The organism is Desulforhabdus amnigena (assembly GCF_027925305.1).
In the GTDB taxonomy this organism is placed as follows: Bacteria; Desulfobacterota; Syntrophobacteria; order Syntrophobacterales; family Syntrophobacteraceae; genus Desulforhabdus; species Desulforhabdus amnigena.
On sequence record NZ_BSDR01000001.1, the window covers coordinates 588,576 to 610,184 of the forward strand.

23 protein-coding genes are annotated in these 21,609 nt (G+C 52.0%); 6 read left to right on the top strand and 17 right to left on the bottom strand.

The window, feature by feature from the left end:
- The first annotated feature begins 365 nt into the window (after positions 1-365).
- Genes QMG16_RS02630 through QMG16_RS02650 form a run of 5 tightly spaced genes read left to right on the top strand, consistent with a single transcriptional unit; the run spans position 366 to position 4,448 of the window.
- Positions 366-638 (top strand): HU family DNA-binding protein, encoded by a 273-nt coding sequence (locus QMG16_RS02630; protein WP_281792112.1) that lies wholly within the window; start codon positions 366-368, stop codon positions 636-638.
- A gap of 35 nt (positions 639-673) precedes the next feature.
- Positions 674-1,522 carry a nucleoside phosphorylase gene (locus QMG16_RS02635; protein WP_281792113.1) on the top strand — a complete coding sequence of 283 codons (849 nt, stop codon included), beginning with the start codon at positions 674-676 and terminating at the stop codon, positions 1,520-1,522.
- A 56-nt stretch (positions 1,523-1,578) separates the two neighbouring features.
- A complete protein-coding gene (ligA, locus tag QMG16_RS02640) occupies positions 1,579-3,762 on the top strand; it encodes an NAD-dependent DNA ligase LigA (RefSeq protein WP_281792114.1) in 2,184 nt (727 codons plus the stop codon).
- A gap of 51 nt (positions 3,763-3,813) precedes the next feature.
- Positions 3,814-4,098 (top strand): acylphosphatase, encoded by a 285-nt coding sequence (locus QMG16_RS02645; protein ID WP_281792115.1) that lies wholly within the window; start codon positions 3,814-3,816, stop codon positions 4,096-4,098.
- A gap of 17 nt (positions 4,099-4,115) precedes the next feature.
- Positions 4,116-4,448 (top strand): hypothetical protein, encoded by a 333-nt coding sequence (locus QMG16_RS02650; protein WP_281792116.1) that lies wholly within the window; start codon positions 4,116-4,118, stop codon positions 4,446-4,448.
- A gap of 80 nt (positions 4,449-4,528) precedes the next feature.
- On the opposite strand, the gene QMG16_RS02655 is transcribed toward QMG16_RS02650, so the two are convergent.
- The 4 genes from QMG16_RS02655 to hpt all read right to left on the bottom strand — a co-directional run bounded on the left by QMG16_RS02655 (position 4,529) and on the right by hpt (position 7,796).
- Positions 4,529-4,819, bottom strand: coding sequence for an HU family DNA-binding protein (locus tag QMG16_RS02655; protein ID WP_281792117.1), 291 nt, complete (start codon positions 4,817-4,819; stop codon positions 4,529-4,531).
- A 40-nt stretch (positions 4,820-4,859) separates the two neighbouring features.
- Positions 4,860-6,134 carry a serine--tRNA ligase gene (gene serS / locus QMG16_RS02660; protein WP_281792118.1) on the bottom strand — a complete coding sequence of 425 codons (1,275 nt, stop codon included), beginning with the start codon at positions 6,132-6,134 and terminating at the stop codon, positions 4,860-4,862.
- A gap of 217 nt (positions 6,135-6,351) precedes the next feature.
- The gene (locus QMG16_RS02665; protein WP_281792119.1) at positions 6,352-7,149 is read right to left on the bottom strand and encodes a zinc-ribbon domain-containing protein; all 798 of its coding nucleotides are present in this window, start codon (positions 7,147-7,149) and stop codon (positions 6,352-6,354) included.
- Between the two features lie 116 nt (positions 7,150-7,265).
- Complete coding sequence (gene hpt / locus QMG16_RS02670) at positions 7,266-7,796, bottom strand: hypoxanthine phosphoribosyltransferase (protein ID WP_281792120.1); 531 nt, start codon at positions 7,794-7,796, stop codon at positions 7,266-7,268.
- Positions 7,797-8,035: 239 nt separating this feature from the next.
- Here hpt and QMG16_RS02675 point away from each other — a divergent pair, with 239 nt between their 5' ends.
- Positions 8,036-8,254, top strand: coding sequence for a NifU family protein (locus QMG16_RS02675; RefSeq protein ID WP_281792121.1), 219 nt, complete (start codon positions 8,036-8,038; stop codon positions 8,252-8,254).
- Positions 8,255-8,360: 106 nt separating this feature from the next.
- On the opposite strand, the gene QMG16_RS02680 is transcribed toward QMG16_RS02675, so the two are convergent.
- From QMG16_RS02680 to QMG16_RS02740, 13 genes are all read right to left on the bottom strand, one after another.
- Positions 8,361-8,882 (bottom strand): 23S rRNA (pseudouridine(1915)-N(3))-methyltransferase RlmH, encoded by a 522-nt coding sequence (locus QMG16_RS02680; protein ID WP_309298871.1) that lies wholly within the window; start codon positions 8,880-8,882, stop codon positions 8,361-8,363.
- Positions 8,843-9,604: a TlyA family RNA methyltransferase gene (locus QMG16_RS02685; protein ID WP_281792123.1), complete on the bottom strand. Its 762-nt coding sequence runs from the start codon at positions 9,602-9,604 to the stop codon at positions 8,843-8,845. The genes QMG16_RS02680 and QMG16_RS02685 overlap by 40 nt, the downstream gene beginning before the upstream one ends.
- Positions 9,576-11,507, bottom strand: a complete 1,932-nt coding sequence (gene dxs / locus QMG16_RS02690; RefSeq protein ID WP_281792124.1) for a 1-deoxy-D-xylulose-5-phosphate synthase — start codon at positions 11,505-11,507, stop codon at positions 9,576-9,578. The genes QMG16_RS02685 and dxs overlap by 29 nt, the downstream gene beginning before the upstream one ends.
- An 87-nt stretch (positions 11,508-11,594) precedes the next feature.
- Positions 11,595-12,494, bottom strand: coding sequence for a polyprenyl synthetase family protein (locus tag QMG16_RS02695; RefSeq protein WP_281792125.1), 900 nt, complete (start codon positions 12,492-12,494; stop codon positions 11,595-11,597).
- A gap of 292 nt (positions 12,495-12,786) precedes the next feature.
- The gene (xseB, locus tag QMG16_RS02700; protein WP_281792126.1) at positions 12,787-13,041 is read right to left on the bottom strand and encodes an exodeoxyribonuclease VII small subunit; all 255 of its coding nucleotides are present in this window, start codon (positions 13,039-13,041) and stop codon (positions 12,787-12,789) included.
- A 126-nt stretch (positions 13,042-13,167) separates the two neighbouring features.
- Positions 13,168-14,538 carry an exodeoxyribonuclease VII large subunit gene (gene xseA, locus QMG16_RS02705; RefSeq protein WP_281792127.1) on the bottom strand — a complete coding sequence of 457 codons (1,371 nt, stop codon included), beginning with the start codon at positions 14,536-14,538 and terminating at the stop codon, positions 13,168-13,170.
- Between the two features lie 11 nt (positions 14,539-14,549).
- Positions 14,550-15,593 carry an ABC transporter permease gene (locus QMG16_RS02710; protein WP_281792128.1) on the bottom strand — a complete coding sequence of 348 codons (1,044 nt, stop codon included), beginning with the start codon at positions 15,591-15,593 and terminating at the stop codon, positions 14,550-14,552.
- A 105-nt stretch (positions 15,594-15,698) separates the two neighbouring features.
- Entirely contained in the window at positions 15,699-16,697 is a 999-nt protein-coding gene (locus QMG16_RS02715) for an ABC transporter permease (protein ID WP_281792129.1), read from the bottom strand.
- Positions 16,698-16,835: 138 nt separating this feature from the next.
- Positions 16,836-17,816: an NAD(+) diphosphatase gene (gene nudC, locus QMG16_RS02720; protein ID WP_281792130.1), complete on the bottom strand. Its 981-nt coding sequence runs from the start codon at positions 17,814-17,816 to the stop codon at positions 16,836-16,838.
- An 87-nt stretch (positions 17,817-17,903) separates the two neighbouring features.
- The gene (locus QMG16_RS02725) at positions 17,904-19,517 is read right to left on the bottom strand and encodes a peptide-binding protein (protein ID WP_281792131.1); all 1,614 of its coding nucleotides are present in this window, start codon (positions 19,515-19,517) and stop codon (positions 17,904-17,906) included.
- A gap of 2 nt (positions 19,518-19,519) precedes the next feature.
- Positions 19,520-20,161, bottom strand: coding sequence for a YqaA family protein (locus QMG16_RS02730; RefSeq protein WP_281792132.1), 642 nt, complete (start codon positions 20,159-20,161; stop codon positions 19,520-19,522).
- 220 nt (positions 20,162-20,381) lie between these two features.
- Complete coding sequence (locus tag QMG16_RS02735; RefSeq protein ID WP_281792133.1) at positions 20,382-20,624, bottom strand: hypothetical protein; 243 nt, start codon at positions 20,622-20,624, stop codon at positions 20,382-20,384.
- A gap of 174 nt (positions 20,625-20,798) precedes the next feature.
- A complete protein-coding gene (locus tag QMG16_RS02740) occupies positions 20,799-21,605 on the bottom strand; it encodes an SAM hydrolase/SAM-dependent halogenase family protein (protein ID WP_281792134.1) in 807 nt (268 codons plus the stop codon).
- Positions 21,606-21,609: the final 4 nt, after the last annotated feature.

Here is a 21,609-nt window from a genome sequence, read left to right on the forward strand (position 1 = left end):
CCCCATGTTCGCCTTTTGGGAGGCCGCATCGACCAATTGGATTTTGTGCTGAAAGTTTTTAGACCCTTCATCCCAAAAATTAGTATCATAGAGAATGTAGGCGGTCAAAATCAAAAAAATGGATTTTGCCTCCTTTAGTGACAATTTTGTGCCCAAACATTTCGCATTTCAAGGTAAAATTTATAAAATATATTGATTTAGCGCCCGTTTTAAGTCATTTAAATATTGCTATGCATCTTGAGGTCGGTATAATTGCGATCCTGTACGCAGAGAGTCGACATGAGTTCTGTGATTCTTTTTTGTAATCCCTTTTATGGCGTATGAGGGGCGGGATTCGAAAAATCTTTGCTGAAGGAGGACGAGATATGACGAAGGCTGATTTGGTGGGAAGAATGGCTGACGATGCCGGCGTGACCAAAATAGCGGCGGAGAAGGCTCTGAACGGCTTTATCGCCGCAGTCACCGAAGCCCTTGCCGCAGGAGATAAGATCACGCTGGTGGGATTCGGTACTTTCGAGGTGTCCGAGAGGGCGCAGCGGGAAGGACGCAATCCTAGAACAGGTGATGTCATCACGATTCCAGCTTCGAAGATGGTCCGGTTCAAGGCGGGAAATAAGCTGAAAGAAGCGGTGCAATGAAAGGCAAGGGATTCCGGTTTCTCAGGAAATGAACAGTGAACCGGGATCCTGGCATTATATGGTCTACTATTTTTACTCGAATCTTAATCCTCTACTATCACAATCATGCCATGGATAAAAATGCAGCCGTCATCGAACCCAGAAAAGGGAAGCGCGAAGATCCCTTGCCACCCCTTGCCGTTTTGATTTTTACTCCTCTGGATCTGGACCAGTTTATCCGTTCTTTTCCCCTTCCTCCGCAACGCACGCATAGAATTTATCTTACAGACGTATATACAGGCACTTACGGTTCCACTGCGGTGTCGCTCGTCGGCCCCATGCTTGGAGCCCCTCAAACCATTCTGGTCCTTGAAAAGCTCATTGCCTTGGGGGTGAAGAGCGTGATGGCTGTGGGATGGTGCGGTTCTCTGCAGCCTCACGTGCGCATCGGCGATGTCATCCTGGCGTCGGGCGGAATCTCGGAAGAGGGCACTTCCGCACATTATCCCATCGATTCGTCCCATCCCGGTCCATCCCCCGATCTCTTGAATGGTCTGAAAGGCCTCCTCCGGTCCCGGTACATCACCGTCCATGACGGTCCTGTCTGGAGCACGGATGCCCCATTTCGTGAGACCATAGGAAAGGTGATCGCCTATCGGGAGCAGGGGATTCTGGCAGTGGACATGGAGACCACAGCCCTTTTCACTGTCGCATGCTACCGGGGTATCCGTCTCGCAGTGGCGCTGGTGGTATCGGATGAACTCTGTACCATGAAATGGGTCCACGGGTTCAGGGATGCCAAATTCAGAGAGACGCGGGAACAACTCGTTCATCTGACGTTGAATGCCCTCTGCACCACTTCAACAGCGCTGCCCATCGAGGAAGATTATATGAAAAACCGGTGAATGGATGAATGGAAGTATTTTGCGAACAGGAAAGAGTGAATCGATGGAAGGGAACAATGGCGCGAAATCGCACCTCCTTGTTTGAGAAGCCGGTGGAACACCTGAGCCGGGAGGAGGCCGTATCCGAGCTGGCCGAACTGGCGGAGCTGATCGCTTATCACGATCGGTTGTATTACGGGAAGGATCAGCCGGAAATCACGGATGCCGAATACGATGTGCTGCGCCGACGCAATGATGCCATTGAATCGCGCTTTCCAGAACTCATCCGCTCGGACAGCCCATCCCGCAGAGTAGGAGCAGCGCCGGCGGCTGGCTTCAGGAAGGTGCGCCACAGTGTTCCCATGTTGTCTCTCGGCAACGCCTTTGCCCGTCAGGATATTGTGGACTGGCTGGAGGGAATCCGTAATTTTCTTCTGGAACTTCGAGATCTTTCCATTCCCATCGAAATCGATTGCGAGCCGAAAATCGACGGGGTATCGCTTGGAATACGCTATGAATCCGGCCGATATGTGTGCGCCGCTACGCGCGGCAATGGACTGGAAGGCGAAGACGTAACCGCCAATGTGAAAACGATCGGAGAGATCCCGCAATATCTGCTAGGAGAGGGGTGGCCCGATATTCTGGAAGTGCGCGGTGAAGTCTATATGAATGACGAGGATTTCCTGAAACTCAACGAGCAGCAGGAGCAATCCGGAGGCAAGGTCTTTGCCAATCCTCGCAATGCCGCCGCAGGAAGTTTGCGGCAGCTCGATGCGAGAGTGACCGCCTCCCGGCCGCTGCGGTTTTATGCTTATGCATGGGGGGAAATATCTCAACCTTTTGCGTCAACGCAATGGGAAGCGCGGGAAAAGCTCAGGAGCTGGGGGTTTCATCTCAACGAGCCGTCACGGCTGGTGGAAGTCGTGGGTGCGGACTTGAGCGCTCTTTCCTCCTATTACGAAGATCTGCAGATCCAGCGTTCCGGTCTCGGCTTTTCAATCGACGGGGCGGTGCTCAAAATCAACCCTCTCGATTGGCAATCCCGGCTTGGTTTCGTGAGCCGTTCTCCGCGCTGGGCAATTGCGTGGAAGTTTCCGCCGGAACAGGCCGTCAGCGTCGTGGAATCCATCCAATGCCAGGTGGGCAGAACAGGGAAAATCACTCCCGTAGCGCATCTCAAACCAGTGAACGTCGGAGGTGTGCTCGTTCAGCGTGCGACCCTCCATAATGCGGATGAGATTGCGCGCAAGGACATACGGGTGGGAGATACGGTCATCATTCAACGGGCGGGAGATGTCATCCCGCAGGTCGTCGCGGCAGTGACGGAACAGCGGCCTGCCTGGAGCCGTCCCTACAAGTTTCCCACTGAATGTCCCGTATGCGGGAGTCTTCTCGTGCGCGAGGAAGGACAAGCCGATACCTATTGTACGGGGGGCCTCATCTGTTCCGCCCAGATCGTCGAGCGTCTGAAGCATTTCGTGTCTCGAGACGCATTCAATATAGAGGGTATGGGAGAGAAAAACATTGAGCTGTTTTACGAAAAGGGGCTGATCAAAACACCCGTCGATCTTTTTACCCTGGAAGCCCGCGATGGGCGGGAGGGGCTGCCTCCTTTGCGCGAATGGGAAGGCTGGGGAGAAGTCTCCGCCCGCAAACTCTTCGATATGATTCAACGTGCCCGCACGATTTCACTGGACCGCTTCATTTATGCCCTGGGCATTCACCAGGTGGGGCAGGCCACGGCGCGTCTCCTGGCACGTCATTACTTGACACTGGCCAAATGGCGCAGCTCGCTGGAAGCCGCTAAAAAAAGAAGCTCGGACGATTATGCCGATCTCCTGTCCATCAGCGGCATCGGTGAGAGCGTACTGGATGACCTTCTTGGCTTTATCGCCGAACCCCATAACCGTGAAATATTGGATAGGCTTACGCTTCCCGGGGAAAATGGCCGTCCCCTTGTAATGGTGACCGACTTCGAGTTGCCCCCCACCACGTCTCCAGTGGCTGGTAAGACGGTTGTCTTTACCGGCAAGTTGGAAACCATGACCCGGAATGAAGCCAAGGCTCAAGCGGAGGCGCTTGGAGCCAATGTGGCGGGATCCATATCCAGGAAAACCGATTATGTGGTTGTCGGACCGGGAGCCGGTTCCAAAGAGAAAAAGGCGAGAGAACTGGGGTTGAACATCCTGACCGAAGAGGAATGGCTCGATTTAATTCGTTCCGGTTCCGAAAGGCCGGCGACTGAGGGCGATGTTGTCTGATCCGAAATCAGCAGGGCAGGATGTACCCTTTCCTGAAGCATGGAGGAAGTTATGGGTAAGAAACGTGTTCATGTCTGGATCGAGGGTAGGGTGCAGGGGGTGTTCTTTCGGGCCTTCACTCGAGATACCGCTATTGCGGAAGGTGTCACGGGATGGGTGAGAAATATGCCGGATGGAAGGGTGGAAGCCGTCTTCGAGGGGGATGCCGATCGTGTTGACAGAATGGTAAAATGGTGTTTTGAAGGAAGCCCTTATAGCCGGGTGGATCATGTGGAAGTCCGGGAAGAAACCTACCATGGTGAATTCGATCAGTTTGCAATCAACTACGGGAGATAGGGGGGGCTTAGGAAAAAGTGAAGGAGTTCTGGGAAAGTTTCCTGCATTTCCTCAAGGAATACGATTCGCAAAAAATTGCTGGGGTCATTCGGGATATCGACTGGAGTGCGGCGGTGAGAAACCCTTGGGCTTGGGTGGTAGGCGTGTCGCTTCTGTCTTTCCTGATTTGGAAAAAACAGATCAAGTTGATGGTTTTCGGAGTCTCTCTCCTGCTCTTGACGGCCCTCCTGCAACACACCCTTCCCCCTGCAGGGGAAAGCATGTCCCTCGACAAGCTTCTGCAATTTATGGGAGGGGCAGTCGCATTGGGCGGTGTGAACCTTTACTTTCTCTTCATGCGCGAAAGCTGAAAGCGCCCGGGGTATATTTCAAGCAGCACCATACCCACGGGCACTTTTATGAGAACGTTAATATTCTAAAGGGGTGACCGTTATTCTTCTGAAATACCGCCATTCACCCGCTCTTTCAATTCCTTTCCCACCTTGAAGAAGGGTAGCTTTTTGGATTCCACTTCGATGAGCTCCCCCGTCTTGGGATTTCTGCCCTTGTACCCTTCGTAATTTTTGACTTTGAAGCTCCCGAATCCTCGAATTTCCAAACGATCTGAACGGATGAGCGCTTGTTCCATGCTTTGAAAAGTGACGTTGACCGCCGTTTCCGCCGCTTTCAGAGTGATGCCTTCCGCTTTGGCCAACGCTTCTATGAGTTGACTTTTTGTCATTTTAGAACTCCTTATCGATATCCAATCGAAAAAATATAGGCTATTTTTGGATTATTTCTGCATTTCGCATATAGGGGCGTAACGCAGGAGGTATCACCACACTGCCGTCTTCCTGCTGGTAGTTTTCCAAAATGGCGAGTAAGGTTCTCCCCACAGCCAGCCCCGAGCCGTTGAGTGTATGCACCAGGTCTGTCTTGGATTGCCCCTTCCGGCGAAAGCGAATATTGGCCCTTCTGGCCTGGAAGTCCTCAAAATTACTGCAGGAAGAGATTTCTCTGTAGGTATCTTGCCCCGGCAGCCATACTTCGATGTCATAGGTCTTGGCCGAAGAAAAGCCCATATCTCCCGTGCAGAGGGTAACCACCCGATAATGAAGGCCCAATTCCTGCAAGATGGTCTCGGCGTTCAAAAGCAGGCTTTCCAGTTCATCGTAGGATGTTTCCGGTTTGACCAGTTTTACCAGTTCCACCTTGTTGAACTGGTGCTGACGGATGAGCCCGCGAGTGTCCTTGCCGTACGAACCGGCCTCTGAACGGAAGCAGGGGGTATAGGCCGTGTAGAACTTGGGGAGATCCTCTTCTTCAAGGATTTCACCGGCGTGGATATTGGTCACGGGGACTTCAGCCGTTGGAACCAGATAGTAATCCCGCCCTTCCAGTTTGAAGAGATCTTCCTTGAATTTGGGGAGTTGCCCGGTTCCCATCAGGCTGGCGCCATTCACCATGAAAGGCGGAAGCACTTCGGTATAACCATGCCTCTGAGTGTGCACGTCTATCATGAAACTGATGAGAGCTCTTTCCAGAGCAGCACCCATTCCCCAGTAAAGCGTAAAGCGGGCGCCCGTCATCTTTGCCGCACGTTCAAAATCCAGAATGCCCAGGTTTTCCCCGATTTCCCAGTGAGGTTTGGGTTGGAAATCCAGAATCGGAGGATTCCCCCAGAGCTTCGCGACCGGATTGTCCTTTTCGTCCTTTCCCACGGGGACGGACTGGTGCGGCATGTTGGGAATGACAAGAAGAAAATCCTTGAATTGTTGTTCGATGGCTCCCAGTTGCTGATCGAGCGTTTTGATCTCCTGAGAAACCTCTCGCATCTCTTCGATGCGCGCGGAGGCATCCAGCTTTTCCTTCTTGAGGCGGGATATTTCGTCGGAGGCCACATTGCGCCGGTGCTTCAGTTCTTCCACCTGACCCAGGATGCGTCTTCTCTCTTCATCCAGCTTCAGGAGAGGTTGCAAATCCATATCCATTTGTCGATCTTTGAGCATTTGTTCCACTCTGTCGACATTCTCTCGGACGAACTTAAGATCCAGCATAAAGCCCCCACATCGTTTTGGCAAAAAGGAATACTTGTAGTTTTTCTCTACAGTTTTCAACTGGTTGAAGTTTGAGTTTCTTACATTACAAAAGGGTCTTTGTCAATTCCTTTTGTTACATCGATAAGTTAGCATCTATTTGGAGCGTGCGGAAGAGCTTGACAGCTCTCTTGCCGCTTTGACCGACGGCAGGGTGCCATGTGAGCCAGAATCGATCTCAATCCATTTTTGCGCTGATGACCTCAACGCTATAGTCGTTCAAAACGTTCAAGTCGGGCAGATTGTGGAAAACCAGCATGAAGGGAATTTTGACTCCCGATGCCACGTGGACGTTGCTGAGGTTCTTGCCTTCGCGGTTCATCATGCGGTTTTGAATTTCGGCTATGGGCATTTGTCGCAGTTCATCGCGTGTCATGGCATTTCCGCAGAAGGACTTTTGATTCTGAGCCACCTGATTGTTGCTTGTGTAGAGTTTTCCTTCGAGGAGGATGAAACTGACCGGCTTGCTGGATTCATTTACCGCTTCACCTTCGACGACGAAGAGCTGGCCCGCATGCACGTTTTCAAGGAAATAGGCCTTTGTGGAGTCGAGAATGCTCACGGTTGGTTGTTCCATTTCACCGGGAGAAGAAGCGGCGTTTTGATCCGGTGCGGACGTTGTCGAACCTCCTTTGATGGTGAAAAACCAAACAACTACAATCCCAAGAACGATGAGTGGAACCAACCAGATGAGGACCGTTTTCCATGGACTGGATTTCCTGGGTTGAAGAGGGACTGAAGGTGCCGGCATGGAGCGGGATATCAACAGGTCATCCTCTTCAGTTTGTATCTCCTCGCTTGGAAGTTCCATTTGAACGAAAAGATCCTCTTTAGGTTTTTCCTCTATAAATTCAGGAGGATTCCCCACCGAAAAAACATTCCCGCACTTCGAACAGCGGACTTTGCTCTTTGGCCCTTTGAGACGCGCCGGATCGAGGCGAAACTTGGTTTTACAAGATTCACAGGTGACAATCATCGATCTTTATCCCCTCTCTTATCTCTATGGCTCGGGAATCCACGCGAACATCGATTGTTCAGCAACCACTACACCATTCTTTACCAGATCTTCCCTTCCCCGGCAGGGGGCGGGATCTATTTCTGGAATTGAACCTCATAAATTCCCGGAAGATTTCTGTGCTTCTCTGAAAAATCCAGACCATATCCGACGAGAAAACCCTTTTCAAGACGGATGCCCGCATAATCTATGGGTACTTCTACCTGACGTCTTTCGAACTTGTCAATGAGGGCGCACACTTTGATCGATTCTGGATGATATTGACGAAGATGGTCAAGATACCAGGCGATGGTAAGACCGGTGTCGACGATATCTTCCACAATCAATACATTCCTGTCCTTGATGGAGAGCTCAATGTCCTTCGTTATCTTGACCTTGCCACTGGTCTCGGAACTTTCACCGTAGCTTGCGAGGCGCACAAAATCCACTTCCACGGGTATGGAGAGACGACGCACCATGTCTGCCAGGAAGATAAAGGCTCCTTTCAAAACACCGATGATGATGAGGCTCGTCCCCTCATAATCCCGGTTGATTCGAACGGCCAGATCATCCAAACGCTTTTGTAGTTCTTCCGGTTTGATACGCGGTACCAACTGATACTCTTCCATATATTCCCTCTCTTCAACCTGAATTAACCCGCTGCACCCAGCCGTGTATAGAAAGTGCAATAGTACCGGGAAATCCTTCAAAAATCAACGGAGATTCAACTTAACTCATTAAAACCATTCATATTCCAATTCTGGATAAATTATCCAGGCGGGGAGGGTGGAGCAGGGGAGTTTTCATTGATTTTAAATGTCTAAATGGTTATAGAAAGCTAAACTTTTTGATAGGAGGAATAAACAAGATGCGCGAGAAAGTGGAAAAAGCTCTGGATAAAATCAGGCCGATGCTGCAACGTGACGGTGGAAATGTTGAACTGGTGGGTATAGAGGGAAAAGTCGTCAAAGTACGTCTGACCGGCGCCTGCCATGGTTGTCCCATGAGCCAAATGACGTTGAAGGCTGGTGTCGAGCGGGTGATCATGCAAGAAGTTCCTGAGGTCGTAGAAGTCGTGGCCGTCTAAAGACTCATGCGTTACCCCGGTCCTGTCTTCCATTGCTTCATGCAAAAAATGGCAGGACCCTTGATCCCATCCCCATTGGTCCATGGGGAAAGTAATCGCTCGTTCCTCACTTGTGATATGGTCCGCCCTTGATGATAGTAAAGGCCCTGTAGAGCTGTTCGGCGATCATCAAGCGGGCCATGTCATGTGGGAATGTCATCCTGGAAAGAGACAGCACGCAATCAGCGCGTTTGAGAACCTCGGGCGAGACCCCCACTGGACCGCCAATCACCATCCACACCGAAGCCACTCCGCCATTCTGCAGTTTTTCCAGGAAGCGGGCAAAGCCGTTGGAATCCAACTGCTTTCCCCCTATATCCCATACCACTAGATAATCTTGAGCATTCAACAGATTCAGTATCCGTTCGCCTTCGCGTTCACAAACGAGAGTTTCCGGGATTTTTGAAGATATTTTTTCCGCCTTGACGAGATGGATTTCAATCCGCGCATAATGACGAAGGCGGTCCAGATATCTTTGGATACCCTTGTCCATTTCCTGGAAATTTGTTTTTCCGACGAAGACGAGATGAAGTTGCATGATCGAAAGAACTATTCGGTAGAGGAGGGGGCTCCGGCGTAAACAGCCCATAGCAAAAATTCCTGGTTTCCCTTGGGACCAAGAATGGGAGAAGGGGTGATCCCTTTCACCTGAAGCCCTGCGTTTTGACAGAATTGAGCTATGGATTCGCAGACTTGCCGGCGCACGGCTTCGTCCCGCACCACCCCGCCCTTTCCGATGTGTTCGCGGCCGGCTTCAAACTGTGGCTTGATGAGAGCGATGAGTTGCGCACCGGCGGCAAGAAAGGGCAGCACTGCGGGAATGACGAGTTTGAGTGAGATGAAAGATGCGTCTATGGTGACGAGTTGAAGGGGTTCCGGAATGCATTCCTTTTCGAGATAGCGTATGTTTTTGCGTTCCAGAACGACGACCCTGGAATCCTGCCTCAGTTTCCAATCCAGCTGCCCATACCCCACATCCACGGCGTAAACCCGTGCGGCACCGTTCTGAAGCAGACAGTCCGTAAATCCCCCCGTGGATGCCCCCACGTCCATGGCCACCAGGCCTTGAACATCCACCTCAAAAGCCTTGAGGGCGTGTTCCAGTTTGAGGCCGCCCCGGCTGACGTAGGGGATATCTTCACCGGTGATTTGAGTCCGGCAGTCCGTGGGCACCTTTTGACCCGCCTTCGTGATTTTTTGTCCGTCTACGAGCACTTTTGCTGCCAGTATCAGGGCCTGCGCCCTTTCGCGGCTGGGTGTCAGGCCTCTGTCCACGAGCAGTTTATCCAATCGCACGAAGGATCTGGCCATGACGCTCCTTCAGCAGAGTGTACGCCGCATTTTCTATGCCTTCAGCATCTATGCCACAGAGATTCCTTATGATCTTCTGGCTGCCGTGGGGCACAAAAGCGTCAGGGAGGCCCAGTCTCAAGAAGGACTTCGGCAGGCAGCCGGCCTCCTGCAGCATCTCCAGTATCGCACTTCCGAATCCCCCCTGGATCACATTCTCTTCAATGGTGATGACGCAGCCGGTTTTCCTTGTCCACGACAAGATCAGCTCCTGATCAAGGGGTTTGATGAACCTGGCGTTGATGACGGCTGCACGGATATTGTTTTGCTCCAATCGTTCGGCAGCTTCCATGGCGGGATGCACCGTGGAACCCGCAGCAATGAGCAGCAGGTCATTTCCCTCACGCAGGAGCTCTCCTTTGCCCATGGGGAGCGTGTGGAAATCTTCGTCCATGGCGACTCCCAAACCATTTCCCCGCGGATATCTTACGGCAACGGGGCCATTGTATTCCACGGCGGTTTTCAGCATGTGCCGCAGTTCGTTTTCGTCCTTGGGGGCCATCACTACCATGTTGGGAATATGGCGCAGAAAAGAGAGGTCAAATGCTCCATGGTGCGTCGGACCGTCTTCACCCACTATCCCGGCGCGGTCCATGGCAAATACGACGTGCAGGTTCTGCAGGCAGACATCGTGAATGATCTGGTCGTAGGCGCGCTGCAGAAACGTGGAATAGATGGCCACCACCGGCTTGAAGCCTTCAGTGGCAAGACCTGCCGCAAAAGTAACGGCATGCTGTTCGGCGATGCCCACATCGAAAAACCTGGCGGGAAAGCGCTGAGAGAAGCCTTCAAGCCCTGTTCCTTGAGGCATGGCCGCAGTGATGGCCACTATCTTTGGATCGGATTCCGCAAGGCTGGTGATGGAACTTCCGAATACCTTGGTGTAGGACGGAGCACACGCTCCACCGTTGGAAGAGCCGCAACTCTCGCCCGTTGCGATGTCGAAGGAACCAACGCCATGAAAGCTCGTAGGATCGCATTCCGCGGGCTTATATCCCTTGCCCTTCTGGGTCATGACATGAATGAGAACAGGCCCTTCGATGTGACTGGCGGTTTCGAAGGTTTCAATGAGGCGATCCAGGCGGTGGCCCTTGATGGGACCGATATAATGGAAATCCAGGGCTTGAAAGAGCATGCCCGGAGTGAGGAGAGTCATCAATGAATCTTCACTGCGCTTGAGGATCTGGAGAATATTGGGGCCCAGGCCGGGAATCGACTTGAGGAAATCCTCCACATCCTTTTTGAGATTCATGAGGGTCTTGTTGGAGAGTTTGCGGCTCAGAAAGGAGGAGAGGGCTCCAACGTTGGGAGAAATGGACATTTCATTGTCGTTGAGTACCACGATGAGGTTTTTGTTCAGGTCTCCTGCGTGGTTGAGGGCTTCGAAGGCCATGCCGCCCGTCATGCTTCCGTCACCGATGACGGCGATGGCCCGGTGCGAGCTCTCCTTGAGGGCCTTTGCGACCGTTATTCCAAGAGCGGCAGAAATGGAAGTCCCGGAATGTCCCGTTCCGAAGGCGTCGAACTTGCTCTCGGATCTTCTGGGAAAACCGCTGATTCCCTGGTATTGCCGCAGCGTATGGAACTGAGACCGACGCCCCGTCAGAATTTTATGGGTGTAGGCCTGATGGCCTACGTCCCAGATGATCCGGTCGGCGGCGGTGTCAAACACGTAATGAAGAGCAAGCGTCAGTTCGACCACTCCGAGATTCGGAGCCAGGTGCCCACCATTTTTAGCAACCGTACAGATGATCATTTCGCGGATTTCCTCCGCCAGTTGTTGCAGTTGTGGAATGGATAAATTTTTCAGTTGCGATGGGCAATCAATCTGAGAAAGTAGCGTTTTGACTTCTTGATCTTTCAAGGCTCAACCTCTCCGTCTATCTATAACCCCATGACCGGCGGTCACAACGAAACATGAAAATGCAAGCCGGGATTCTTTCCCGATTTATTAAGCTTTACGCACTAAAAGATACTGAGCGATGGCCCGCAGAGGATCGGCCTTCTCATCGAAATTCGACAGAGCCTCCATCGCTCCCTTGACATGGGCCAGAGCCGCCTCTTTTGAGCGCGTCATTCCCAGAAGAACGGGATAAGTCTTCTTGTTCTTCGCTATATCTGAACCGGGTGTTTTTCCCATGAGTGCAGCATCTCCCTCTATGTCCAGAATATCATCCGTGATCTGGAATGCCAGTCCGAAATGCTGCCCGTATCGTGTGAGGATAGCAATCTGTTCCTCCGTTCCTCCTCCCAGCAAGGCCCCCACTTCCAGGGAAGCGGAAAGGAGAGCGCCCGTTTTGTGGATGTGCATATATTCCACCGTAGCCACGTCCACGGCCTGGTTTTCACTTTCAAGGTCAATGACCTGTCCGCCGACCATACCCCGGTATCCGGACGCCTTCACGACGATGCCGATCACCTTGAGCAACTTGTCCGCAGGAAAATCCTTCTGCATCTGACCTTCCGCGATAAACCCGAAAGCTTCTGTCAGCAAAGCGTCCCCCGCCAGAATGGCGATGGCTTCACCAAAGGCTTTGTGGCAGGTTGGCTTGCCTCTGCGGAAGTCATCGTTGTCCATAGCGGGAAGATCATCGTGAATCAGGGAGTAAGTATGAATCATCTCCAGTGCGCACGCGGCGGGCAGAATGCTTTCTGGGGTGCCACCGACCACTTCGGCTGCAGCAAGGCAGAGAATTGGGCGAAGCCTTTTCCCCCCGGCAAAGAGACTGTAACGCGATGCTTCGAGGACACTCTTTTCGAGACCCGCCGGCACCGGAAACAGCCTTTCCAGGGCGGCATCCACCATCTGCTTTCGTTCCGCCAGATAACCCTTCAGATTGAAGTCGTTCATTGTAATTTTGTCCATTCATATTGGAAGATTTTATAACATATTAACATACCATGCTTGATCGAGGCTTTCCACTCTTTTGAGACATAACAAAGCAATTCTCATTTTAGATGTCTCTCATGGTATTGGCATTTCCGACATCCCCATTGATCGCCCTTCAAAGAGGAATTTTATCCTAAAAAATTCCCCCCCTTGAGGGGGGCAGGGGGGGTAGGTTTTTCAAAATGAAAATTGCTGGACATAACATGCATGCGAGAATGCGCCATTCGAGAATCGGCGGCAACGCTAAAAAGTCTCATTCGTTGGAATTTTTTGCCGTTGTGGGTTCAAAAGGCACAACACTCCAGCTCCCCTCCGGGTCCTTGAGGAGCATCTGAACTTTGTTTTCCGCTTCTTCCAGCTTCTGATGGCAGTACTGCGCCAATTTTATTCCCTCTGTGAAAGATTCCATAGCTTCTTCCAGGGGGAGATCCCCCTTCTCCAGCTTTTCAACGATCATCTGTAGTTTCTTGAGAGCCTCTTCAAACGGTTCACCCTTTTTCTTAGCCACGGCATATCCTTTGTTTGAAATTCCTCTTCGGGGGGTGCAGAGAGATGTATATATGCTTGCTTTCCCTTTCCGCCACGAGGGGAGAATTGCATCGTTCGATGGAGTGAAACCATTGGCCACCGCGTGCTAGGGCTTCACTTCCAGTACTTTGCATTCCAGATAACCTTCGGAAAGCTGCACGAGAACATCCTGCCCTTGAGAGACCTCGGCCGCTCTTCGCAGGACCTTTTTGTCCGGAAGGCGGTACGTGATGGAGTACCCGCGGGCCAGAACTCCCAGTGGGCTTAGACTCTCCAGTTGGGCGGTGGAACTTTGCAGCTTGAATCGATTCGCGTCAAGGATCTTTTGCTGGTGCAGGACGAGTTCCCGGTACTGCTGATCCAGCACCTTTCGATATGCCTGAATATCCCTGGCGGGATGAGTCCTTTGAAGCTTCTCCGTGAGATGCGTATGAAGCGTGCGTAATCTTTCCAGGTGCCTGCCAAAGGCCAGCTGCAGCCGCTCCAGACGGTCATCCACAAAGAGCCGCAGGTCTGCGAGCCGTCTCTGAGGGTGGACGAGCCTTTTTTCCAGAAAGTCCAGGTGCTGCTGATATTTCATGATTTTCTGGGCTGCAGCCTGCAGGATGCGTTCATGCAGGTTCGAAAGGTCCCTATGGAAACGTTCCAGCTGAGAAACAACCCATTCGGCTGCGGCGGTAGGGGTGGGAACACGCATGTCGGCGGCCAGATCGGAGATGGTAAAGTCGATTTCGTGACCCACCGCCGAAATGGTTGGAACGTGCGAGGCTGCAATGGCCCGGGCCACGATCTCCTCGTTGAACGGCCAGAGATCCTCCATGCTTCCTCCTCCCCGCCCCACGATGATCACGTCCCATTGAAACTCCTCCGCCAGAAGATTTGCCGCATTCAATGCTGCGGCGATTTCTCCCGCCGCTTCCTGGCCTTGTACGCGCACCGGAAGCAGGGTCACTGAGAGGGGATAGGGACTCCGCCGCAGCACCTTCAGAATATCCTGAATGGCGGCTCCCGTTGGGGAGGTAATGATGGCGATATTCTGAGGGCAGGGGGGGAGGGGGAGTTTCAACCCGGAATCGAAGAGGCCTTCCGATTCGAGCTTTTTCTTGAGCTGCTCGAAAGCCAGCTGAAGAGCACCCAATCCCTGGGGTTCCATGACTTCTATGATGAGCTGATATTCCCCGCGGGGTTCATACACGCTCAGACGTGCCTGGCAGAGCACCTGGAGTCCCGATTCGGGAACAAAGCGGAGACGGCGCTGCTGAGGACGAAAAAAAACGGCTTTAATCTGGCTCTGATCGTCCTTGAGAGTGAAATAGTAGTGACCCGAAGCGGGAACTCGAAAGTTGGAAATTTCTCCCTTCACCCATACCAGAGGGAAATTGGATTCGAGAGTCCCCCTGATCTGAGCGTTCAGTTCACTGACGGTAAAAACGCTCGGTTTTTCTTCTAAAACAGGATGGAGCATAGTGGAGCTCATGGGAATCTTTCCTATTGAAAAAGCTTTGGATCCATAGCGTCGCGCAGCCCTTCTCCTACCAGATTGTAGGCGGTAATGCTAAGAAAAATCGCAAGACCGGGGAAGAATGTGAGCCACCAGGCAAATTCGATGTAATCCCGGCTCTGAGACAGGATGTCTCCCCAGCTTGGAGTTGGAGGCGGTACGCCGAACCCAAGAAAACTGAGGCTCGACTCGGTCAGAATCGCTCCGGCAATGCCGAATACGGCGGAAACCAGAACGGGGGCCATGGCGTTGGGAAGCATGTGGAGGAAAATGAGCCGCACATGTGATGCCCCCAGGGCTCGGGAAGCCATGATGAAATCCAACCGCTTCAATTTGAAAAATTCCGCCCGTACGAAACGCGCCACTCCCGTCCACCCGGTGAGGCCGATCACCACCATGATGTTGTAAATGCTCGGAGGCAGAAAGGCGATGATGGCGATGATGAGAAAGAAGGTGGGAATAGTGAGCAGTATTTCTATGATTCTGCTGATCACCTGGTCCGACCAGCCGCCGAAATATCCGGCAAGAGCCCCCAGAAGGATGCCAATGAGAAGGGCGATGCCTACGGCCACGAATCCAACGGAAAGAGAGATGCGGGCCCCGTGAATCATGCGGCTCAGCACATCCCGTCCGCTGTCGTCCGTACCGAACCAGTGCGCTTTGCTCGGCGGCGCCAGGCTTTCCAGTAGGTCATATTCCGTGGGGGAGTAGGGCACCGGAGGCCAGACGGCAAAGTTTCCTTCCCCTCCCCCACTGTATTGAAGAACGAATGGAACCTCCTTCTTCATTTCCTTCCAGGTCGCAGTTCCCACCTGTTCCTCACCGGAAAAGATGGGCCAATGCCATTGACCCTGGTATCGGAAAAAAATGGGGCGGTCATTGGCCAAAAGGGGGGCAAAGATGGCGACGAAAAAGAGCGACAAAGTGACCCAGAGGCCCAGCAGGGCAAGCCTTTTTTTCTTGAAATGGTACCAGACCATTTTCCAGTAGGAGTTTGGAGGTGACTTTTGGGAAATGTCTTTGCTGTTCATAGTTCACGCTTTGTTTTCCGATAGATGAAGGAAATCCTCATGATTCGGTGGTTGACCAAGTAATGAACCTCTCGCTGAAGTTTGGTTTCCCACGCTTCTTACGTGTCACTCCAGCTTGATCCTGGGATCGAGGGTGGCGTAGAGGATATCCGAGATGAGCAGCCCAATCAGGGTGAGAAAGGCCGAAAGGGTTGTGATGGCCATGATCACCGGGTAGTCGCGGCTCAGTACCGCCTCGAATCCCAATTGCCCCATCCCGGGAATGGAAAAAATGCTTTCGATGATGACGCTTCCGCCGAACATGGATGGAAGGAGAAAGGCGAGCAACGTGATGATGGGCAGGAGGGCATTGCGGAAGGCGTGTTTGAAAATCACCACGCGTTCACTCAGTCCCTTGGCCCGTGCCGTGCGGATGTAATCCTCACGAATGACTTCGAGCATATCCGCACGCGTCAGTCTTGAAAGGTACGCGAGCCCTCCGTAGGTGAGGCAGATGACCGGCAGGATCAGGTGCCAGAGGCGATCTGCCAGCCATTGGGCAAAAGGCAAGGTTTCTGCGCCGATGGAAGAAATTCCGTAAACGGGGAAAATATCCCAGAAATCTCCCCCTCCAAAAAGCATGATGAGCAGAACAGCTACCCAGAAGCTGGGGAGTGAGTACAGAAAAAAGAAAAAGAGCGTCAGCAAACGATCCGAAAAGGATCCCGAGCGGGTGGCCGAATAGATGCCGCAGGGGATAGCGATGAGGTAGACGAGAAAAATGGAAATCACATTGAGCTGAATGGTTATGGGAAGCCTTTCAGCAATCTTGTCCCAGACTCTGCGATGATCCTTGTAGGATGTGCCGAAGTCCAGCGTGAAAACGCGTTTTACCCAAAGAAGGTATTGGACGGGAAGGGGCTTATCCAACCCGTAGAGTTTCTTGGTCTGTTCGATGATTTGTTGAGAAAGGGCTGAATCGCCTATCTGCCCCTGACTGGCCATCTGGAGTTTCAAAACAGCCGGATTTCCCGGTGCCAGTTGGATGATCAAAAAGGTGATGAGGGTAATCCCCAAAAGCGTTGGAATGATCTGAAGAAGCCTCTTGAACAGGTAGGCACTCATGATGTGCGAAGCCCCTTTCTGTGTGAAAGCCCTGGCAGTGAAGCGTATTTCCGAATGAACATCGTTTTTTCATCTTCCCTACGACTTGCTCGCGAAACCGTTTTTTGGGGGTGAGGGAGGGACTGTTCGCCTCTCGACCTATCGGCTCACGATCTGTTCATTGATGCCCGGAAGGCTCTTGAGGGGAGTTGTACCTTCCGCATCGAACCAGTCTTCAATCAGTCTGTAGGCAATGGACAAGGGCGTTGGAAGGCGGAATGTGCCCGCCCTGAGCCCCTTCTCGATGTCACGCCTTGAAAACCATCCGGCATCTTCCAGTTCATTATCATCGAGTCGAACAGGGGCTTTCACTGCTTCCGCCATAAAACCCAGCATGATGGAACTCGGAAAGGGCCATGGCTGAGAGGAATGATAATTGGCCCTGGTGACCTCAATTCCCGTTTCTTCCATGACTTCACGCACTACAGCGCTTTCAAGGGTTTCCCCGGGTTCCACGAAACCTGCAAGAGTGGAATACATGTGCTGGGGCCATACCGTCTGCCGTCCCAACAGACAATATTCCCCGGAACTCACAAGCACGATGATGGCCGGATCCGTTCGAGGAAAATGCTGCTGCCCGCAATCCGGGTTCGTGCAAACTCTTACATGTCCTCCCAGTGCCGTAGCCGTAGGGCTGCCGCAGTCTCCGCAGAAACGGTTGCGGCGATGCCAGTGGGCGATGGCCCTGGCGTAAGCCAGCAAGGCTCCATCGCGCCGTCCGAGCATTGCGCTCACTCGCCGCAGATCCTGAAATTTCCCCAGCCCCGCAATATGAGAGGGCGGGGAATCCTCCCGATCAGGCAAGTCTACTGCAAAATAAACCCTTTCACCATCCTCCCCGAGTAGGGTGACGGATTCGGCCAGTTCTATCGCATCACCCAGGTGAGCCCGCGAAAGCAGGACCGGTCTGGGATTTCCCTCTTCGGAAAACAAATTCTTGGTCTGCCAGAGGGGAATGAATCGCGAGTTGGAAGCCTCCATCTGTTCTCTGATCCACTTTTCGTCTTTGCGTTTGAGGTGAATCCGATCGATGGAATACATGGAAAAACCGTTTAAAGAGGAACGTTCGTAATGGTCCATGAATGTCTTGTCTGTTCCGTTGTCGAATACTTCGAGTGAAGCGTTTTAACGAATCTGATTTCCCGGCGAAAGTGCTGCGCCGGCATCTCATTGCTCCCTGTATTTTTGAGCGCCTGGCGGGACCCACCATTCACGAGGAGCCAGCCCCATGGGGTATACATTCACGTTTTCGAAGCGGCGCGCCACAGCCACCAGGGCTTCCGTCGTAAAAAGAAACGTATAGGGCTGCTCTTCGTGGAGGATTTCATGAAAACGATGGTAAAGTTTGTAGCGCTTCTGAGCGTCAAATTCCATACGGGCGGTTTCTATGATCCGGTCGGCCTCTTCGTTTTGGAAACCGACGAAATTGGAACCCTGCGCCGCCTGCGAGGAATGCCACAACTGAAAGGGATCTGAAACCCAGCCCAGACTCCATGCCATGGTGCAGGCATCGAAATCGTGTTGTTGAATTTTTTGAATGAAAACAGCCCATTCCAATTTGCGAATTTCCATCTTGATACCGACCTGCTTCAGATTTTCCTGGAGTATGGTGGCGAGCTGTTCACCGAATTTGGATCCAGCGGAAATCAGAAACTCAAAAGAAAAGGGAATTCCATCCCTGTCCAGGATCCCATCGCCGTCATGGTCTTGCCATCCGGCGGATTTGAGAAGTTCCACTGCCGCTGCAGGGTCGTAAGGGTAAGGTTTGATGTTCTGATCGTATTCGGGGCTGTTGACATAAAAAGTACCTGTCACGACGGTACCCAGCCCGAAAAGGATTCTCTTGAGAATTGTTTCCCGGTTGACCAGGAGGGTCATGGCCTGCCGGACTTTTCGATCCGCAAAGAGCGGTTTGCGCAGATTCCAACCGATGTAGGAGTAGCTGGGAAGATAATATTTGATCTTCCGGTAGTTCTGTTCGAAGCGTTTTCCCTGTGTCTGCTTGACCCATTGAATGGGGCGCAGTCCCAGGACATCGAGGCCTCCCTGCTTCAAAACCTGCAGAGCCACAGTGGAATCCGTAATGATTTTGAAGACGATCCTGTCGAGGTGAGGTCGTTCTCCCCAATAGTCTGGATTTCTCACCAGGACGATTTCTTTGCCTGTATCCCAGCGAAGGAGCTTATAGGGACCCGTGCCCAGAGGGTTCCGCCCGATGGGGTGCTGGTTGAAATCCTCGTCATCCTTGAAAAGATGAGCCGGCACGATGGGAATGCCGCCGCAAAATTCAAGCGCTCTGAAGTAAGGAATGCGGTAATGGTAACGGACCGTATAGTCGTCGAGCACTTCCAGTTTTTCGATGTCCTGATAATAGTTTCTGAGATGAGCGGCATCCACTTTGGGGTCTCGAATGCGTTCGAATGAAAATAAAACGTCCCGTGCCGTGAAGGGTTGTCCGTCCTGCCAGCGGATGTTTTTCTTCAGGTGAAAGGTGTAGGTCAGGTGGTCTTCCGCGATGTCCCATGAATCGGCCAGCACGGGTACCAGTTCGAGGCTTTTTTCGTCCCGTTTGAGAAGCGATTCGTATATGTAATCGTTTATGTTGGAAGCGTACGCGTCTGTTGACGTGATGGGATTCAAAGTTGCGGGTTCGGCACCGAGGTGATTGATGAGCCAATCTCCATCTACCGGTGCCCCCCCATTTTCCGCGCAGAAAACAGAAGCACCCGGAACGCAGAACATCTGCAAAAAGAGCCAGATGAAAACTATGAGTGGATACATCTTCAATTGTCTCTTCTGTCTGTCACTGCAACGACCCGGGGCTCAGGGACGGTTGCCATATTTTTTTTTGACCAGAAGTGAATGAACCAAAAGCCGCCCATGAGCGCTACAACAAACAAAATGGAAATGATGTTGAGATATTTCTGGATGACTTCCGAAATGGGCTTTCCGAAAAAATAGAAGAGAGTTCCCACTAGAAAGAACCGCCCGCTTCGGCCCAATGCCGAGGCGAGTATGAAGCGTTTCAGATCCAGCAGAAAAACCCCGGCCGTGACTGTAAATACCTTGTAGGGAATGGGAGTGAAACCCGCTATGGCCACTGCCCATACATCGTACTTCTGATAATAGTGTTCCACGAAACGGATCTTTGATTCCGAAACCATGCGCAGGAGCAGCGGGCGTCCACCCCATTTTCCCAATCCATAACCGAATATTCCTCCCATGACGGAAGCCAATGAACAGAGGATGGCATAGAAGATGGAATTTCCTGGATCGATGAGGCAGAGGGCAATGAGCAGGACATCGGGGGGGATGGGGAAAAAAGAAGATTCGGCAAATGCCAGGATACCCAGGGCCATTGCTCCATAAGGGGTATAGGCCCAGGCAACCACCCAGTTGGCCAGTTCGTGTATCGCTTCCAGCATTAGGATCTCCAATTCAATATTATGGGGATTGTAAATTCAAGATATACAAAGACGGTGCATGCTTCTATCATACTGGGGCACAATCAACAAGAGGGCAATTCTCGTGGTTCGTGGCGCACGATAAAGGAAACTCCATATAAAAAACCCCTTTCTTGATACGTTTGAAAGAAAGGGGTTTTTTTATATTCAATATGCCGCGGTCAAATGATTGCGACAAGTTCTACAAGTTGTTGATATCGATTTTGCGGATGAAAGCCATGATACTGTCCATGAAAGCATTCAGTTCCTCTTCCCGCTCTTTACTCAGTCCTTCAACTTGCGGCTGCTTGGAATTTATTGCCGAGTAGGATTGCGTAGACATTCCCCCCTCCCCTTTGCTTCGCGGGGCTTCCATTCCTGCCGAAGGCAATTCATTTCCCCTGTAGAATTGGGAATTGTCGATGTTACAAAGTCTCAAGTTCATATCGTCCTCCTTTGAACCATTTTTTTCGAGCTTGCCATGAAGTTAATCATATTCAAATTCAATGTAAAGGCGGGATTCTTCTCCTTTATTTTAAATTTTTGGATGGATGGGACGGTGAAAAGATAAAAGCCGGGGGGAATACGTTGAGATGAATGAAGATCGACCTGTTATTGCCTATAGCTGCTGCTTGTAAATGATGATCGGTTCTCCCACGGGAATTTTGAGGTTTTTTGCAGCGCTTCCACGATTCACCGCAATTTCAAGATGCCCCGAGCTGCCCACAAGCGCTAGAACTTCGCCGGCTTCCCCTTCAGCCGCTTCGGCATAAGTTTTTGAAATTCCGGGTATCATCCTCTGAGCCACCCTGACAATGCACTGTTTTCGGTCAATAAATCCTTCAATGTGTTCGGCCGTGACGTTGGTGATACAGTTTCCGAAATGATCGATGTAGATGACTTCTCCCCGCAGTCCCGTTTCGTTTTTGCTGGGAGAGACCCAGTCGGCCACTATGGGGGTACACGAAGGACCGAGGAGATCAATAGGGACGCCGCAAGCCAGGTGTGCCGCAACCGGTGCGAAGATGTCTCTTCCATGAAACGTGTTGCTGACCTCGGGGCGCCAGTAAACCGGATTCTCGAGGCTGTACGCCTGCAAGTCCTGCTTGCCTTCGATGACTAACGAAAAGAGTCCATTGTCCGGCCCCACGAATTGATAAGAACCGGTTTGAAGGGCAAGGCCCCTGCGTTCCGTGCCGACTCCCGGGTCGACCACCGCCAGGTGAATCGTACCCTTGGGAAAATCCCTGTAGACTGTGGAGAGGAGAAATGCTCCCGCTCGAACATCCTGGGGGGGAACTGAATGGGAGATATCCACAAGAGCGGCCTCAGGGCACAGCCCCAAAATCACTCCTTTGAGGCTCGCCACGTAGCCGTCTTCGATTCCAAAATCGGTCAGGAGGGTAATGACGATCTTTTGCGACATGAGT

Coding starts and splice junctions, on each gene's coding strand:
- QMG16_RS02630 (WP_281792112.1), top strand. CDS start 366: ATGACGAAGGCTGATTTGGTGGGAAGAATGGCTGACGATGCCGGCGTG.
- QMG16_RS02645 (WP_281792115.1), top strand. CDS start 3,814: ATGGGTAAGAAACGTGTTCATGTCTGGATCGAGGGTAGGGTGCAGGGG.
- QMG16_RS02730 (WP_281792132.1), bottom strand. CDS start 20,161: ATGCTGGAAGCGATACACGAACTGGCCAACTGGGTGGTTGCCTGGGCC.
- QMG16_RS02665 (WP_281792119.1), bottom strand. CDS start 7,149: ATGATTGTCACCTGTGAATCTTGTAAAACCAAGTTTCGCCTCGATCCG.
- QMG16_RS02710 (WP_281792128.1), bottom strand. CDS start 15,593: ATGAACAGCAAAGACATTTCCCAAAAGTCACCTCCAAACTCCTACTGG.
- serS (WP_281792118.1), bottom strand. CDS start 6,134: ATGCTGGATCTTAAGTTCGTCCGAGAGAATGTCGACAGAGTGGAACAA.
- QMG16_RS02695 (WP_281792125.1), bottom strand. CDS start 12,494: ATGAACGACTTCAATCTGAAGGGTTATCTGGCGGAACGAAAGCAGATG.
- QMG16_RS02725 (WP_281792131.1), bottom strand. CDS start 19,517: ATGTATCCACTCATAGTTTTCATCTGGCTCTTTTTGCAGATGTTCTGC.
- QMG16_RS02715 (WP_281792129.1), bottom strand. CDS start 16,697: ATGAGTGCCTACCTGTTCAAGAGGCTTCTTCAGATCATTCCAACGCTT.
- QMG16_RS02735 (WP_281792133.1), bottom strand. CDS start 20,624: ATGAACTTGAGACTTTGTAACATCGACAATTCCCAATTCTACAGGGGA.
- QMG16_RS02740 (WP_281792134.1), bottom strand. CDS start 21,605: ATGTCGCAAAAGATCGTCATTACCCTCCTGACCGATTTTGGAATCGAA.
- nudC (WP_281792130.1), bottom strand. CDS start 17,816: ATGGACCATTACGAACGTTCCTCTTTAAACGGTTTTTCCATGTATTCC.
- QMG16_RS02685 (WP_281792123.1), bottom strand. CDS start 9,604: ATGGCCAGATCCTTCGTGCGATTGGATAAACTGCTCGTGGACAGAGGC.
- hpt (WP_281792120.1), bottom strand. CDS start 7,796: ATGGAAGAGTATCAGTTGGTACCGCGTATCAAACCGGAAGAACTACAA.
- QMG16_RS02680 (WP_309298871.1), bottom strand. CDS start 8,882: ATGGGCTGTTTACGCCGGAGCCCCCTCCTCTACCGAATAGTTCTTTCG.
- xseA (WP_281792127.1), bottom strand. CDS start 14,538: ATGAGCTCCACTATGCTCCATCCTGTTTTAGAAGAAAAACCGAGCGTT.
- QMG16_RS02655 (WP_281792117.1), bottom strand. CDS start 4,819: ATGACAAAAAGTCAACTCATAGAAGCGTTGGCCAAAGCGGAAGGCATC.
- QMG16_RS02675 (WP_281792121.1), top strand. CDS start 8,036: ATGCGCGAGAAAGTGGAAAAAGCTCTGGATAAAATCAGGCCGATGCTG.
- ligA (WP_281792114.1), top strand. CDS start 1,579: ATGGCGCGAAATCGCACCTCCTTGTTTGAGAAGCCGGTGGAACACCTG.